Below are 14,838 nucleotides of genomic sequence, written 5' to 3'. Positions count from 1 at the left end.
TCCCAGCCCGTCCAACTTTTATCTTGTCTGCTAATCGTTCTGCCAATATTCCTCAACAAATCAAGCGCGAGAATAACCCATTTCAGTTGGTGTAGAAATGCGGCAAATTGTCGCGTCCCTGATGAGATAAAATCACAATCACACTCCCGTTGTGGGGAGTACCTAATTCTAATCCATAGGTCGCGCACTGAACTCACAGGGGGCAGGGGGACATTACTCCCCCATTCCCCGCAGTCAGATCACGATCCGCTCAACCTCATCCAGGAAGACTTGGTCGTTACGCCGGTCATAGAGTCCGGTCGTGCGTGCGCTCTCGTGGGCGGCCATTTGTTGCGCCACTTCAAGCTTGCCGCCATTACGCAAGTATTCCGTGATACCTGTAGCGCGAAGGAGTGATTGCCGATAGGGTGAGGATATCTGCATCCAGGGCACGCCGGCGGATCATGCGGTATGCATCGGCCTGACTCATCGGCCGATCGGATAGCTGTCCGGTGCGGCCCAGCGCTGTGCGGAATAGAATGCTTTTGGCTTCCGTCAACTGGGCGGTATTTATATAAGCGTGCAGGTATTCATCCAGGTTGTGATGACAGGGCATTTCATGCTGCTTCCCGCCTTTTTCATGTGGCCATACCCAGGTGCGGCGGCTTTGCACATAGACATCTTCGACCTTTACCCCAAGTGCCGCACCAACGCGGGCAAACGTATAGATCATCAAGCCAATTAGGGCGCGATCGCGCAAGCCCACATGGGTACTGGTATCGATTGAATCCAGTAGGGTGCGTGCTTCATCCGCGGCCAGGACAGGCGTCTTGCCTTTTCTGACTGAATGCTTTGGACCTCGTACCGAGCTCGTCGGATTCGTGGCAAGGACCTGGCCAACCACCAGCCAATCGAACAGCATGCGGATTGCAGCCAAATGTTGTTTCACGGAAGGTGCTGACAACCGTTGCCACAATATTTCTATATAGGCTGCAACATGAACCGGCTCAATGTCGCACAGCGCAGTCAGTCCGTTATTTTCGCACCACGTGGCGAATTCCCCTACAGCCCAGGCGTAGGCCTTACGGGTATTCGGATTACGGATATTGGCAGTAAAGAACTCGATGAAGCGCTTGCCAGCATCCGGGGTGGGAGAAAACAACGCCGGCAGTGCCACTGATCCGTGAAGCGGATAGGCTAGTGCCTGTGTCATCATCGATCTTCCCGGGCGTGCCAGAGGCGAAGGATATAAATCATATTGTCGACAACTTCATAACGCACTTCGTAATCCCCCACAATTACCCGGCGTACATCTCGGGGTGCAAATTCTTCGAGCGGCACTCCGAGCTGCGGATAAGCAAGAAGTTGCTCCGTGCCTGCCACCAACTGCTTCACCGCTTTTGCCGCAACTGTAGAATTTACTGGAGCGAGAAAGGCGTGAAGGCGAACAAGATCGCGCTCAGCACTAACCGTCCATTTAAGCGCCATTAATTAAGCCGGCTTGTCGAGGCTTGCAGCCCAGGCATCAATTGAAGCGTGATCGACCAAGCGTCCGGCATCGACATCGGCGATACCTTCCAAGGTAAGCTGGTGGCGTTTTGCTTCAAGGGCAACCCAAGAGGTCAACGCTTGTTTTACGATCCAGCCCTTGGGACGATCAAGTCGAGCAGCGAGTTGATCAATCTGTTCAGCAAGTTCATTAGGAATGTGAGCGGTGACGACGCGTGTATTCATATTCAATCCATTTGAAACAGGAACAATCAATACTAATCAATCCGATTGAAGTTGTCCAGCTCTAACATGAAGATGAAATAATATTTTTGACCGACATAAAATTATTCATTAGTGAATGATAACGTCCTTTATCATTCATAAGGCGAAGCAAAAATGAGTCACTTGCAAAGGTGATAATTAACACACTTTGAGATTGAGCATGAGAGAGTAAGGGGTGTCTTCAATTCATTAGACCGAAGTACACTTTTCTGGAGAACGGTTTGCAGCTGTTGCAAACGCTGTAATGGCATAGCTGCCAATGCCTAATATGCAAGCAAGTGGAAAGAGTCTGGATCCACAAGCATGCGACATGCGGAATTTCCCCTTTTGGAAATCAGTTGCGTGTGCCACGACAGGTTGGATAACGCGAACATCCCCAAAATTGAGTACCCGTGCGGAATCCGCGACGCGCAGTCCGTCGCTGCATCGGCGATCCGCATTGGGGACAAGAGGGCAAGCTAGCACTCCGAGATCCGGACCCTGGATTTCGACTAGCCCCAAGCTGTTGAGATTTGCTCTGTGGCTGCGTGAGATTAGTCGAAAACGTTGATGTCGTCGGGGGAAGCGTCAACCCTAAGCTGGTCAGGTTGTGTGCGGCCTGTGCCTTAGCCTGAAGCGCATGCATTAATGTTTGATCGGCAACTGCTGCACGGGCACTAAGACGGGACGACTCGACTTTCAATCCTGCGAGACCGGATCGAATTTTTAACTGGAGTTCTCTCTTTTTAGCGGCGTAGCGAGATTTTAGGGCATTCTCGGCTTGCACATCGGATGCGCTACGAGTCGCATTGTATCGGAATTTGTTTTCATGGCCTCCGCGCCATGCCAGCATCTTTGTCGTCATCACCTCCCCGAAACCAGGAACGGCAAGCACAGCCTGTTGGGTGACATCTGCAGCAGTTTCAATGCCAAACGAAGCGAGCATCGCGGTTTTAGCCGGTCCGATGCCCGGGATTTGTGCTTGACGAATCGTGAAGCGATCGAGAAAGGCGTTCTTCTGGCATATTTCCCGGGTTGATTTTAAGGTGGATAATTCACGATCTATATTTTCATCAAACTCTCGATACTCCGCGACTTGATCATAAAGAGCATTTTGGAGGGCATACAGCTCTGTCGCACCGATGCGCTGCAGAAATGCTTGTGCCACTTGGGTAACATGTTGGTCTGCAGACAAGTAAGCGCTTTGAAATGGCTCGCCATCGAGACTACTGCCGAGGAAACGACCTAACCCAAGGATTCCTAGGCCAATCCAAATGATCGCGGCGGCGGGTGCATTTAATAAACCATAACCCGCGCCTGCTAAAGCGAGAATCCCTACAACTTTCCTTCTTAATTGCGCCTTCTTCGCTACTGCGACGGCTGTACCCGGCGTGCTGATATTGCCTGTCCATTTTGGCAAAATTGCTTCGGGCGACGGAAGATTAATCGCGGCGATTGCAGCCCAGATTTTATCGAGATCAAATGGTGGGCCCGCTGGTGGTGGAGCTCCCTCAACGATCGGCTCGGGAAACATATCGACACCCGACTGCAAAGCGAGTCGGCACCACGGGCACTTGCTAGCTACCGGTGGATAATAGTGTGAGCGAACAGTCGAACAACGTCGGAGACCGCCTCCCATTTCCTTTAGGAGCGCGACCCAGGTTGAGGCATCGGGTCGCCCAACAGGGTTGAGGCCAAATGCAGCTTCAAACGCTCGCGCGATTGGTTCTGGAAAATCTGCTAGCGTTATCGAGCCCGGGGGTGGCGACATTCGCGTGGCTGCTTTCCGAATCTGCGAGAAAGCAAAACGGTTCTGAAAAATGGCTTCACCTAGGCTGAGGTCCCCATCAGGAGATCGGCCAGCATAAGGGTGACGGCCCATGACAAGGAGATGAAATATTGCAACCGCCAGACCGAAATGATCATGCACTGGGGTGCGCTTGGCATTCGCGAAAGATTTCCCATGTAGTTCTGGTGGCGTGAACTCGGGAACGCCGACTTCGCAGTGATATACTCGGTCGTTGAGGCTGAACTGGAAACTATCTGCATCAATCAAGGCAATGGTCGCATCTCTCGACACCAACAACCCCGAGTGGTTTAAATCCCCAATGACACAGTGGCTCTGATGTACCTTCCCTACGGCCCGAGCGACGTTAAGCGCTGCCCGAACCAGAAATCGATAATCCATATTAGGAAAATGCTGCTTTCGGGATTTGGGACTGTAGAGCTCATGGATCGGGCGATAAGAAGAGACTAGCCGCATTATAAAGCCGGCAAACTGGCCACTTGGGTCTGTTACGATATCCGCAGGAAAAGCGACAAGATCGGTCGTGCGTGCAAGACCACTCATTACCATAGCCTTGACCTTGTCCTCGCGCTTGCCTTTCAGCTCAGGTTTGTATAATTTGACAGCTTGGTCTGGCCTCCCCTCTATTATGTAGACTTCGCCTTCGCCACCTCCCCCAATGCGCTTACCGAGAACGGCTCGTTCGGTGCCGATCTTTATCATGCGCTTGCTCAGACCCCCGAGATCAAAATGAGCGTCTTATCGTCATCAGTACGGTCGCAGATGGAGGGCTCATCAAGATAACGGCCGAGGGCATCAGAAAGGGGGCCTAGACGCCCATACTTACTTGCTAAGTCGATCGGCTTGATCATTGGATCGAAAAAGCGAGTATGCGGCCGTAACTCAAGCCGCTCGAGCGCGATATCCTCAATACCGTCGGAGAACAGTGCAAAGGCGTCATAATCGAGGGGGAGGCGGGCCGTTCTTAGCCGAACTTCGGGATCGTCGGTTATAAAATATGTGGTCGATGCATACTCGCCGTTTTCTGGCCAGCAGATAGATTCCCATAGTCCATTGCGCCGACCAACAATAGCGCTGTCGCCAACCTGCAGTGTGAGCATCTGCTCCGGGGTGATTATAATAGCTGCAAGTGTTGCCGCAAACTGACGTCGTGTAATACCCCGTTTGCTGGCAGCGTTTGCTAGCAGGTCTCGTAGATCGTCAATCCAGACCATGACATCTTCCTCGGAAGGAAGATTGTTCGAATGGTCAAACCATATACGAAAGCGCTGGGTCAAGTGCCGGCAAACGAGCCACGCCCCATAGCCCCCATGAGATGCACTTCCTGCGCCGTCCGACACGATCGCGCACAGGCCATCGGGCCTCAGCTTCGACACAGCATAGGCATCCTGCCGCCTAGTACCTGCCCGAATATGTGACGTTCCTGTTCTGGATGCTGCGGCCCATCGCCAACGGTTGGAGTTAGCCTGCAACGGCCCACCCATCGGGAGCGGTTGGATTTGCTAAAGGAACCTGATCGCCCGGGTTAGATTGGGATACTGCACCAAGCGAACGAGATAGCCAGGCAAAAAGCTCGCGAAATGCCAAGCCCTTTAACTTCATCACCTTACGAGTCGCCAGCTCCGAGAGAATGGTCATGTCCGCATCTTCAACGGCAACAACATAAAACATGAATTCTTTTCGTTCCTCCCCCTCATAGACACGCCGCTTGGCTTCCTGCCAGTTATCAGTAGGCGCCCCGTCAGTGATAAGAAACACCCAGGGCCGGTAGTATCTGATGCCGTTTGCTTGATACTGGTTCTTGCGCTCACGGAGCATGTCAAGCCCAAGCTCGATTGCTTCTCCCATAGGCGTAGCCCCGTTCGCTTCGAGCGTTTCTGGGTAAAATGCATCCGCCGTAACGAAATTCGAGCGAACATGGACTGGCCCGAAAGTGACGGTTGCAATTTCGACGCGCTTGCCTGCAAGTGAATCCTCCATCAAATCCTGCTTAAATGCGGTCAAGCCGTCGTTGAGCTCTCGAATCGGGCTTCCATTCATTGAATAAGAAGTATCGAGCAGAAGAAGGCACGGACAACGTTGCTCGGGATTTTCAGCAAACTCAGCATTAGCAAAGGGTTGCTGTTCGAAATCATCCATCAAAATACCCCCTAAATTGTTATTGGTTGGACCACTTACAGATCTTCTTTATCAGAAAATTAATAAGATCTGTATCTGTGTATTCTTAAAACCAGATAGCGCGATCCGATTCGTTCTATATATTGAAACAGAATTTTGTTACCCGCAGCGGTGCTTATTTTAAGTACACATTGTTGAGCTAGCAATTGGACTTAGGTACACCGGTCAATGAGTAGGAGTTTTTCAAAACTTGTGCCGGATCTTATTAAGTAGAGTTTGTTTGAGACACCATCGCCCTTCCATACGATCACCGTAAGAGTCGGCCGGGAGGATAGCCCAACGTTTAAGGTAAGTATGAGAGTAAATTAATTGATCCGCTGCTATCCTTGTTCTCCCTAGAAGACACGTCAATTCTTTACCTGTCAAAACAACACCAACAACATGCCACTTCATAAGCTTGACTTAAAAGAAAATGCGCTCGACAGCTTCAATGAAGCGCTTGTCAAATATCGCGAAGGTCAGGCGGGGAATATCAAAGCGTACAAGTTTGCGATCCTGCATTTTTCACATTTCCTTGAGTTACTATTCAAGCTATATGTCTCACAGGCTCATCCCCTATTGATCTACAAGAACCCGTTCTCCAAAAATATAGCTAAAGAGCAGACTATTGGGTTATGGGAGGCAGTACAGTTTCTCAAGAATGAAGGAAAACCACTTGATGGTAAATTTATTGTCGATTTGGAGTGGCTGAAGACATTACGCAACGGCATTGAGCATCACAAGTTTGAGATGGAAATCGCGAGTGCGCGAAGAACGCTAGGACGTCTTGTGCAGGCGATGAATGAGTTCAGTGCCGAATTTGCTGACTTTAAGATGGAAGATTGGATTACGGAACCGAATCTCGAAATCTTTCAACTGTTGGCCGACGAATATAAAGCGGACGTGACCCACGCACAAGATGAAGCTAGAGAACGGGCCGGAGATGGCGAAGTGTACGACTGCGGGCTTTGCGGTGAAAGGAATACGGCCGTTTGTGTGCTAGGGAATTACATCTGCCATTACTGCGAAGATGAAGACAAGTTAATCATATGTTGCATTTGTGGAGCAGAAGGCAAACGTTCAGAGGCAATAATGTGGAATGATGATGTAAGCCCAACCGACTACGCATGTGTATCGTGTGTGGTTAGGATCGAGAATATGAACTAGCTAAGTTTCTAACGCTTGCTCATGCAATCCAATAACTGCCAAAATTATCGATATCAATGCGAGCTGAATGCTCTTCCTATACGATGCGCCAAGCAGATTGGGGAGAGCAATATCAATCCCTGTGAAGCGTCTATCTTCATTCCCCATCGATCATCCTCTGTATCGCACGTTATCGCCCAAAGGCAACCACTCTCAAAACGCTGCTGGCGGTTCTCAAGACAGTCGGGCTACGATTATCCGTTGAATCTGAGCATCACGCACAGTATAAAACGCTACGCATGAGGCGTGCCGCCCAGCCAACATCCTCAGGTGTGGCCGCAGTGTAATCCGATGAAATGCCTGCGGCCCAAACAAAAACCTTAACACCTTCAGTGGGATTTATGGATCACTTATGCGAACAGCGTTTCCCCGATAGAGTTCGAAAACCAGTATTTCAACCGGCTGCAGAATGTCTACTAAAACCGCAGCGATTCACATCGAGAGGCAGCGCAAGTAATCCTCTCTCAGAATGCCGTAATTGTGCGATTGCATCGCTCAAAAGCGACATCTTCAGCTTGACGCCCTGTATTTGGGGCACTCGACAAGGTCGGATATGAACCTATCTCCTTAAAATAAGCCACACCCCTCTCAACACAGGCATCAATCTCGGAGTCGGAAGGGCTTTTACCGCATCCGAGAAACCCAAGCGCCACAATTCCTGTGATAAGAATATAAGTCGGACGCATTATATTTCCCTTCTACATAATCCTATAAATTGCATTAAGGGATTATCGGCTCGATCGGTTTAAATACTGCAGCCTTTGACATGTCCCGACGTAATTCAAATCGGGCTAATGCTTCCACTACATCCAGGGCTGGTAGGTTATTGAACTGGATCATTTTCCAATCAGCCCGACGTACTCTAACAGAATACAGGTACTCGTCATGTATCTGCGCTGTAGCCGCATCCACCCGCTGTGAGTAACCAGACAGGGTCACTTCCTCTGCTATAGGTAGTGCCGCAAAAGTTGCGCCAATAATACGGAAACCCACTCCGTGTACGTGCTGCATATAAAGCGCACGTATTTTTGCCGGAGAAATGTCCTTGATGTTGAGCCTGTACCCTCTTAAAGGGGCAGTTGCCGTCTTTGTAGGCATATCCTCGATTTCAGGAAGATCTACGTCTAGAAAGACATGCTTACCTTCATCAAAGATGTCGAAAGACACATCTGTTTCTTTAGGCCAGACAATATCTTGCAGAGTATCTTCCAGGAAGGTGGCCATGGCAATTGTGTCGGAGTAGATGCCATGCTCGATGAGCTGCTTCCGATTTGCTTCCCTGATCTCAAATTCATGCTTGGCACATTCCCATTCTTGAAGAACCTTCTCGTAGCTGCACTGTTTATCAGCGTTTTCACGTTCGATTCGTTCCCGATCCCTCTTGAATAAAGCAGCGAAAAATCCAGGTTTGATGAAAACTGGTTGCACCGGTTCTGGATTATCGAAACTCATGCGCTGGTATCTCGGACGCAAGAGAGGGTTAGGGGTATCATGATGCAGCTGACCAAGTGCCTCAATCTGAGCGTTAATCTTGTCGCATTCTGTTTGAATCAAGCCTCTGATTGCGTCGCCCTGCTGTTTTTGGGCAGCAGTCACCCAGGATTCAGGTGCTGGATTCCCATTAGTATCTAGGAAAGAAATTATGCCGCTTTCATCAATATGTACGGTGATTGGAACGCTGGTAATAGCTTTTCCGGATGATCTGCTGATCGAGCCAGCATTATGGATACGTTGGCGAGAATAAAATCCTGACCCTGGAATTCCCGTATTAAGGTGGATTCCATTTTTCCCGAGCCCTAATGAGGCTCCGCGAGGGCCAACCGTCCAGCTTACACCGCTACCGCTAAAGTTCATGCGTAGGCCCGGTGCTAACTTCACTGATTTCCTAAACCGCACACCCATCACGTAATACCCATTTCCAAGTTGTCACTCATTAGCCTGCTGTCAGATACAACATCCAATGATAACCATATAAATAATAACGGGCATATTGGAATAATCTTGAAATTCGAATCCAGTACAGGGCAAAGTTCCCACTCTTGATCCTTGTCCTGGCCTCTCTTGAGCTTCATTTTTGGTTCTGATTCTGGGCTTCCTCCCCAGCCCCCGCTCCATCTAAGGTTTTGTGCTTTGCTCTCAGGGGTGGTAAGGAAAAATTTAAAAATGGCTAGGGCAAGGCCAAAGGCCGCGTCAGAAGGCTTTTGTGGTGCAGTCCGGTGTGCCTGTGGGCAATCCCTGTGGGGAACCTTGTGGGCGGGGATCTATCCGTCCATCAGGTTATCCATAGGGTTGTCCATGGGACGAGCGATAGCGAGATTGCCTTACCGCTTCACAGGTGACGCCGTAACCTCATAGGTGACAAAACGGGCATCCAGCCATTTTGTCCATTGAGCGGCCTTGCGCATCAGATCCGCCCGGTACGCTGCATTGAGATGCGGCGTGGTTGAGTGGTAGTTGGCCGCTTTCGTCCACAGATCGCCCTTGTCGTTCCTGATATGCATCCTGAGCCGCCACGCGGCCAGATCATATGCGTAGCACCCGGCTTGCGCGACATAGCTTGCGGTAATGCCATACTTGGCTAGATCGGAAAGATACGCGGTATTAAACTGCATCGGGCCTACATCGTAGGTGCCGTTCGAGTTGCGTACCCACTGCCCTGCCCTGCCGCTTTCCTTTTCCGCTACGGCCAGGACGATGTTTGCCGGCACTTCGTATTTCACTGCCGCCGTGATGGAGCAGACGATGCGCTCCTGAATGTGTGGCGGCAGATCGGCCATCGCTAGCGCTTGCTGTTCACGAAAGCTTCGGTTTCGGCTTCGCGGTCTACCGTTGTATCGGTGGAATTGGCAAACCGGTTTCCGGTGAATTCCGGCTGTTCCATGCTGGCGCGAATGGCCGAGGCGATTTTTCCGCCAGGAGTTTGGCTAACACGGTCACCTGCGCCCGCCTTTGCGACCGCCATGCTCCCCTTGGCAAGATTCGATCCCATGTTTGCAGCAAAACGCGCACCCGTTCCCATCGCCTGGCCCAAGCCGCCGCCACTCCTGCCGCTACCGCCACCGGATGGTGAGCCGCCTAAGCCGGTAGACATGCCCCCGCCGCTACTCATGGTATCGTGTGCAGCGTCGAATGCCGCCTTGATGGCCGAGGCGCCACCTGCCGCATGAGTAGCAGATGCCATCATCATGCCCGCTGCCATGCCAGTCGCCGCCGCGGCCGTGCCGATCGCGGCGCCAGCCCCGATATTGCCGATGCCCCCACCGCCACCGCCGACGATCCCGGCCAGCATCGGCGGGATCTTGTTGACCAAAGCAAATAACACGATGGAGGCGACCATCATGACACTGAGTTCCTTCAGGTTCAGCCCTCCACTCATTCTCAAGTAGTAGTCATCCAGGAAGGTTTTGCCGATGCCCACCAGCAGGATCATCGCAAGCAGCGATACCGCGACACCTAATACTGTCCGGTAGTAATTGATCGCTATATCGGAAGTCCAGCGCGAGCCGCCAAACCCCAGGAAGAAAACGCCGGCATAAGCCAGTATCCAGCCCGACACGAGCAGCAGCGCCATGTTGACACTGATCAACGCCAGGATGATGAGAATGGCTGCTGACACGATGATACCTGTCATGCTGACGATTGGACTGCGGTAAGACACCTCATCTATCGACCGATAAAAAAGGTCGAATCCGATATCTACGATGCTAGATGGGGAACCCATGCCCCGCAAGCCACTCGCTTCGGCACCGATTTGCTTTAATGACGCAATGATTGAAGTCGAGAAATTCGGCCCGTTAATCAGCAGCCACCAGAAGAAGCCCGTGAACACCGTGAAACGAATGAATTCGGCAAAGAATTCTCCCAGGTCGGCCCGCCGTACCGCCATCAACCCGAAAGTCCATACCATACTGATGACCACCAGCAGCCAGAAGAGCCAGGATGCCCTATCGGTGATAACTCCCGCCCAGGCAGAAGCTGCATCCTTGTATCGCGTCAGAATGTCATCAAGTACATCTGCATTCTCAATAAGAGCGTGAGCTTGCGTCGGGAATAATACCAACCACGACAATAACAAGAGATTAAAAATAGATGCACTCGACGCTCTCATTTCACTACCACTCCTTATCTTTGCTTCTCTTTCTACCTCCAGGGAGGTAGTCAGGACATTTAGCGAGAAGAGCCTTGTGTTCCACCTCATCTGTTATTTTTCCCAGATCTTCACAGGTCGGGTTGGCTATCTTTTCTCGTTCAGCCGGCACGAAATTATCGCAACCGGCCAATATGGCGAGAACGGTTAGAACTGTCATTTGCACAGCTTTCATTCTTTTCTCCTTACCACTCGCGTGGCGTACTTTTTTTGAAGGTTCCCGCAGTCGCTTGTGCATCGGCTGCTATCCGCTGTGCTTCGATATCCGCCAAGGCAGCCTGCCGTGCCGCTTCCGCATTCTGCTGCGCCATCAATAGCGCGCGTATAGTCATCAACTGGCTCGCCTGGTTGCTCGCAAGTTGATTGGCGGCCTGTATGGCCTGCATCTGTCCTTGCGCGCCTTGCGCCTGCATCTGCAATGCCGCCAGCCTGCGCCCATCGGCTTCAAGCTCCTGCTGCTGAAGGTCCAGCCCGCGGATCATGGCGTCGTTCGCCCGCTTCTGCGCGTCGGACGCCATCCTGCGGTTTTCAAAAAGCCGGTTGCGTTCCGATTCCGGGCAACCGCTGATGCTAAAGCAAGGCGAACTCATGTAGTAGGACGAGTTCTGGTATTTGTACAGGTAGCCGTCGAGATTGCCTGCCTGGTTCCTGTAGTAATTGAGCGTATTCGTCGCCCCCAGGATTGCCATGTTCACCCGTTCCACCTGGTTCCACACATACGCTGCCGGCGCCAGCGTATTCTGGATCATGTTTTCGTACTGCTGCAACTGGAGCTGGTACTGCTGCACCATTTTGAGTGTCTGGTTCACGCCCTCGATGGCTGATATCGTCTCTTGCTGCACGCTGGCGATATCGATAACCGGCAGGCCGCCCGCCGCCGCCGGCGTGGCTGCACCCAGGCTCATTGCAACCATTGCCGCAAGAATTCCAGGTGTCGTTGTTTTCATGGAACGCTCCCCTTAATAGTCGAATGCCTGATAGGGCTTGCTGAAAACCATATCCTTGGTGACAGTGACGTTGAAACGGTATCCGGGGCGAATCTCAAGCGTCGGTGAAATGTTGAGATTCTTTGAAATCAGTTGCGAAGTCACGCGCCCCAGCTGCTGCCCCAGGGCGGCACTCAATACGCTGTTGGTCGTGGGCGCGCCGAACGTGCCTGCAATCTGGTTGCGGCTTTGGCTTAATGACACGCCCGCCGTGATCGCCGACATAATCAGGGCCGAACCGAACAGCCGCACGTAGTGATTGTTGACCTGATCCGACAATCCAGCGTAGCCCGCTCCGCTGGAGCCGGGCATGGCGCCGATATCCATCGTCTTGCCATCGGGAAACACGAAACGCTGTCCGGCAACCAACAGGTTTGCCTGCCCATACGCCACATCGCTGGAGTAAACCCCTTCGAGCTTGGTGCCTTGCGGCACCAGCAAGTGCTTGCCCGTGGCGGTGTCGTACACATCCTGGCTGACCTGACCGAAGATTTTACCCGGCAGCGTGGAATTGATACCGGTGATCAGCGTGACCGGAATCACAAAAGTGGTTTGCACGGTATAGGGCGAGCGCGGCGGGAGCAGGCGCGAATCGAGCTTCCACTTATCCTCTCCCCCGCCCGCGAAATCCTCGTAATTATTCCTGGGTTTTCCTGGCTGGCCGGATTCGCTTGGCCGTGTTTCTTCGCTATCTTCCATATCCTCATTACCACGCATGCCCGCCTTTCGCAGTTGCGCCAGCCGCGCACGGTAGACCGCAGCCGGGTCTGTATTGGCGGGAAGGTCAGCCGGCCGCCCACTCGCCGCATCCGGCGCAGAACGCTCGCGCGGCTGCGCTATTTGCACGCTCGTTTTGGCTTTCAGCGCTTCCTCGAACTGTTGCTGCTTCATTTGCCGGATGCGCTCCATGTCCGTTTGATGCTGAGAGGCCGGCAGGGACGGCGGCACCGGCGGCATGTCGGGATTCGCGGGACGGAAATCGGCATCTTCCGGAAGAACAGGACTGGATGCCGGAATGATCCCATCCGGGCGGTCCCCGGCAAGTTCCTTGGCAAAGAGCGACGTGTTGCCCTGGCGCCTGGGTGTTTCTTCTTCTGTCTGCTTCGGGTTGGCGCGGTCCATTGCCACCAATCCTACGATGAGAAGGAACATGGCCACCACTATCCCTATCAGGTACAGCGGCAGATTATTGACCCGGCGCCCGCCTCCGGTTCGTGCTTGGCCAGGCGAGACTGACGGCGGCATTGTCTGGCTCATGGCGCTATTCCTTGAACGTCCAGGCCCCGGCAGGGGCAATGGCGCCATTTTCGACCAGATAGGCACGGGCCAGCACGGCGTGCCCGACTACCATCGTGATGCGGGAAAGGTCTGCCGAATGGTTGAGCACATAGCGCAGCTCGATCCCTTCGGGCGCAGGTGTTTTTATCGGCTTATTGCCCTCGTCCGCCGGCTTTGGCGAAAATACCGCGCCAAAGGTATCCGGCGGCATGATCCGGGTTTTCTCTTCCTTTTCGGACAGCGCATAGCCTTTGGCGCGCAGCCGGTCCGCCAGCAGCGCCCCAAAACTCTTAGGCTCGGAGACGACAAGGCTGAATTGCGTCCTGGCCGGCGGATAGAGCCGCGCCAGCTGGTTGACGGTATCGGAAGCAATCTTTTCATCAAGGGCGACAAAGGGACTGCCCTTCGTCAAGGGCTGGAATGCACAGGCGCCAAGGCATGCGCACAGAAAGGCGGCAAAGAGGAAGCGCATTTTTATTTCCCTCGCTGGATGGTGACGCGATCCTGGCTGGAACCCACGCCTGCGACCAGAATGGCCTTGTCGAAAATACTGTCAACGATGTAGCGGTTGCCCTGCAGACGGTAGTTGACCTGCACCGACTCCTCGTCGGTGAAGAGGCCCCCGTCTTTTCGCACTACCAGCAGAATCGGCGCTTCCGACTGGCTCATGGTGGCGGGCATCTGGATAATGGTCTTGACCCCATCGTTATAAACGCGCAATGGCTTCCAGGCGGCATTGGCGCCGTCAATGGTGTAGTCGAAATTGAGGTCGCCCAGGTATTCGCCGGTACCGGGCAGGATCTGCCGGCTGTGGTTTTTGGCGTCATTTTTCTTGATTTCGTCCCACTTTGCCATCGCGTCTTGCGGATAGATGAACGCCACACGCGGCATAAATTCGGTGCGGTGCGAGCGCAGCCGCAGGTGGTAGGTGCGCCGGTTGGTTGTAACAACAAGGGACGTTTCCAGCCCGGTATCCGTGGGTTTGATAATCAGGTGCTGCACTTCGTTTGGACCCGAGCCGGTGATGGCTGGCTCAACCGTCCAGCGCTCATCGCCCAGGTGGATCCCGTTCACTGTCTCGCCCGGTTGTAATTCCACATCACAGACCTGCAGCACGGCACAAACAATGCTCGGCTGCGTGGCGCCGAACAGGAAGCGTATGGTGCCGTCCGCACCCGCCACGGGCTTTACCCCCTGGGTGGAATTGCCCGCCTTCCACTTCTTCACCAGCGCCAGCGCTTCGCGCTCGTGCGGCGTGAGTTTCAGTTCCGGGTTGGTGAAGTACAACGCATCGGGCTGTCTGGATTCCTCCGGCGCTATCACGGGAACCGGCGCGACTGGAACCGGCGGGAAGTCAGGCGGAGGGGCAGCGGCGATCACTTGTCGCTGGCCCCCGCCCATGCTGTCAATATTTTCAGATGGCAAGGTGCTGGATGCGGCAACGGCCATATAGGGCAGGATGGCGGCAGCGATGATGGTCAGCGGCGGCAGGGTCGTTGCCGCGATAAAGCGAAGATTTTTCATAA

15 protein-coding genes are annotated in these 14,838 nt (G+C 53.1%); 1 reads left to right on the top strand and 14 read right to left on the bottom strand.

Annotated features, from left to right (window positions below):
- Nucleotides 1-355: 355 nt before the first annotated feature.
- The 6 genes from BUA28_RS13300 to BUA28_RS13275 form a co-directional block, all read right to left on the bottom strand.
- Entirely contained in the window at nucleotides 356-1,195 is an 840-nt protein-coding gene (locus tag BUA28_RS13300) for a tyrosine-type recombinase/integrase (protein WP_218587269.1), read from the bottom strand.
- Complete coding sequence (locus BUA28_RS13295) at nucleotides 1,192-1,467, bottom strand: type II toxin-antitoxin system RelE/ParE family toxin (RefSeq protein WP_072768606.1); 276 nt, start codon at nucleotides 1,465-1,467, stop codon at nucleotides 1,192-1,194. The genes BUA28_RS13300 and BUA28_RS13295 overlap by 4 nt, the downstream gene beginning before the upstream one ends.
- A gap of 3 nt (nucleotides 1,468-1,470) precedes the next feature.
- Complete coding sequence (locus BUA28_RS13290) at nucleotides 1,471-1,713, bottom strand: CopG family ribbon-helix-helix protein (RefSeq protein ID WP_072768605.1); 243 nt, start codon at nucleotides 1,711-1,713, stop codon at nucleotides 1,471-1,473.
- A 373-nt stretch (nucleotides 1,714-2,086) separates the two neighbouring features.
- The gene (locus BUA28_RS13285; RefSeq protein ID WP_256598326.1) at nucleotides 2,087-3,919 is read right to left on the bottom strand and encodes a topoisomerase DNA-binding C4 zinc finger domain-containing protein; all 1,833 of its coding nucleotides are present in this window, start codon (nucleotides 3,917-3,919) and stop codon (nucleotides 2,087-2,089) included.
- Between the two features lie 329 nt (nucleotides 3,920-4,248).
- A complete protein-coding gene (locus BUA28_RS13280) occupies nucleotides 4,249-5,022 on the bottom strand; it encodes a PP2C family serine/threonine-protein phosphatase (protein WP_072768603.1) in 774 nt (257 codons plus the stop codon).
- Nucleotides 5,000-5,677, bottom strand: a complete 678-nt coding sequence (locus BUA28_RS13275; protein ID WP_072768602.1) for a vWA domain-containing protein — start codon at nucleotides 5,675-5,677, stop codon at nucleotides 5,000-5,002. The genes BUA28_RS13280 and BUA28_RS13275 overlap by 23 nt, the downstream gene beginning before the upstream one ends.
- Nucleotides 5,678-6,097: 420 nt before the next feature.
- On the opposite strand from BUA28_RS13275, the gene BUA28_RS13270 reads away from it, so the two are divergent.
- The gene (locus tag BUA28_RS13270) at nucleotides 6,098-6,862 is read left to right on the top strand and encodes a hypothetical protein (RefSeq protein WP_072768601.1); all 765 of its coding nucleotides are present in this window, start codon (nucleotides 6,098-6,100) and stop codon (nucleotides 6,860-6,862) included.
- Nucleotides 6,863-7,621: 759 nt separating this feature from the next.
- Here BUA28_RS13270 and BUA28_RS13265 read toward each other — a convergent pair.
- The 8 genes from BUA28_RS13265 to trbG form a co-directional block, all read right to left on the bottom strand.
- On the bottom strand, nucleotides 7,622-8,803 hold the full coding sequence (locus BUA28_RS13265; protein WP_072768600.1) for a DUF4236 domain-containing protein: 1,182 nt from the start codon (nucleotides 8,801-8,803) through the stop codon (nucleotides 7,622-7,624).
- A gap of 419 nt (nucleotides 8,804-9,222) precedes the next feature.
- Complete coding sequence (locus tag BUA28_RS13260; protein WP_072768599.1) at nucleotides 9,223-9,678, bottom strand: transglycosylase SLT domain-containing protein; 456 nt, start codon at nucleotides 9,676-9,678, stop codon at nucleotides 9,223-9,225.
- 2 nt (nucleotides 9,679-9,680) lie between these two features.
- Nucleotides 9,681-11,009 carry a P-type conjugative transfer protein TrbL gene (trbL, locus tag BUA28_RS13255; RefSeq protein ID WP_072768598.1) on the bottom strand — a complete coding sequence of 443 codons (1,329 nt, stop codon included), beginning with the start codon at nucleotides 11,007-11,009 and terminating at the stop codon, nucleotides 9,681-9,683.
- A 4-nt stretch (nucleotides 11,010-11,013) separates the two neighbouring features.
- The gene (trbK, locus tag BUA28_RS13250) at nucleotides 11,014-11,223 is read right to left on the bottom strand and encodes an entry exclusion lipoprotein TrbK (RefSeq protein ID WP_072768597.1); all 210 of its coding nucleotides are present in this window, start codon (nucleotides 11,221-11,223) and stop codon (nucleotides 11,014-11,016) included.
- A 10-nt stretch (nucleotides 11,224-11,233) separates the two neighbouring features.
- On the bottom strand, nucleotides 11,234-11,995 hold the full coding sequence (gene trbJ, locus BUA28_RS13245) for a P-type conjugative transfer protein TrbJ (RefSeq protein WP_072768596.1): 762 nt from the start codon (nucleotides 11,993-11,995) through the stop codon (nucleotides 11,234-11,236).
- A 12-nt stretch (nucleotides 11,996-12,007) separates the two neighbouring features.
- Complete coding sequence (locus BUA28_RS13240) at nucleotides 12,008-13,291, bottom strand: TrbI/VirB10 family protein (protein ID WP_072768595.1); 1,284 nt, start codon at nucleotides 13,289-13,291, stop codon at nucleotides 12,008-12,010.
- 4 nt (nucleotides 13,292-13,295) lie between these two features.
- Nucleotides 13,296-13,784, bottom strand: a complete 489-nt coding sequence (locus tag BUA28_RS13235) for a hypothetical protein (protein ID WP_072768594.1) — start codon at nucleotides 13,782-13,784, stop codon at nucleotides 13,296-13,298.
- 2 nt (nucleotides 13,785-13,786) lie between these two features.
- The gene (trbG, locus tag BUA28_RS13230; RefSeq protein ID WP_256598325.1) at nucleotides 13,787-14,836 is read right to left on the bottom strand and encodes a P-type conjugative transfer protein TrbG; all 1,050 of its coding nucleotides are present in this window, start codon (nucleotides 14,834-14,836) and stop codon (nucleotides 13,787-13,789) included.
- Nucleotides 14,837-14,838 lie beyond the last annotated feature (2 nt).

Origin of the sequence: Nitrosospira sp. Nsp11, from assembly GCF_900142705.1 — a bacterium.
GTDB lineage: Bacteria > Pseudomonadota > Gammaproteobacteria > Burkholderiales > Nitrosomonadaceae > Nitrosospira.
This window is presented reverse-complemented; position numbering and strand designations above follow the sequence as displayed.

Excerpts from the sequence above, each read along its gene's own strand:
- trbL (WP_072768598.1), bottom strand. The coding sequence starts at position 11,009 with ATGAGAGCGTCGAGTGCATCTATTTTTAATCTCTTGTTATTGTCGTGG.
- BUA28_RS13290 (WP_072768605.1), bottom strand. The coding sequence starts at position 1,713 with ATGAATACACGCGTCGTCACCGCTCACATTCCTAATGAACTTGCTGAA.
- trbJ (WP_072768596.1), bottom strand. The coding sequence starts at position 11,995 with ATGAAAACAACGACACCTGGAATTCTTGCGGCAATGGTTGCAATGAGC.
- BUA28_RS13280 (WP_072768603.1), bottom strand. The coding sequence starts at position 5,022 with ATGGGTGGGCCGTTGCAGGCTAACTCCAACCGTTGGCGATGGGCCGCA.
- BUA28_RS13285 (WP_256598326.1), bottom strand. The coding sequence starts at position 3,919 with ATGGATTATCGATTTCTGGTTCGGGCAGCGCTTAACGTCGCTCGGGCC.
- BUA28_RS13265 (WP_072768600.1), bottom strand. The coding sequence starts at position 8,803 with ATGGGTGTGCGGTTTAGGAAATCAGTGAAGTTAGCACCGGGCCTACGC.
- trbG (WP_256598325.1), bottom strand. The coding sequence starts at position 14,836 with ATGAAAAATCTTCGCTTTATCGCGGCAACGACCCTGCCGCCGCTGACC.
- BUA28_RS13260 (WP_072768599.1), bottom strand. The coding sequence starts at position 9,678 with ATGGCCGATCTGCCGCCACACATTCAGGAGCGCATCGTCTGCTCCATC.
- trbK (WP_072768597.1), bottom strand. The coding sequence starts at position 11,223 with ATGAAAGCTGTGCAAATGACAGTTCTAACCGTTCTCGCCATATTGGCC.
- BUA28_RS13300 (WP_218587269.1), bottom strand. The coding sequence starts at position 1,195 with ATGATGACACAGGCACTAGCCTATCCGCTTCACGGATCAGTGGCACTG.
- BUA28_RS13275 (WP_072768602.1), bottom strand. The coding sequence starts at position 5,677 with ATGGATGATTTCGAACAGCAACCCTTTGCTAATGCTGAGTTTGCTGAA.
- BUA28_RS13295 (WP_072768606.1), bottom strand. The coding sequence starts at position 1,467 with ATGGCGCTTAAATGGACGGTTAGTGCTGAGCGCGATCTTGTTCGCCTT.
- BUA28_RS13235 (WP_072768594.1), bottom strand. The coding sequence starts at position 13,784 with ATGCGCTTCCTCTTTGCCGCCTTTCTGTGCGCATGCCTTGGCGCCTGT.
- BUA28_RS13270 (WP_072768601.1), top strand. The coding sequence starts at position 6,098 with ATGCCACTTCATAAGCTTGACTTAAAAGAAAATGCGCTCGACAGCTTC.
- BUA28_RS13240 (WP_072768595.1), bottom strand. The coding sequence starts at position 13,291 with ATGAGCCAGACAATGCCGCCGTCAGTCTCGCCTGGCCAAGCACGAACC.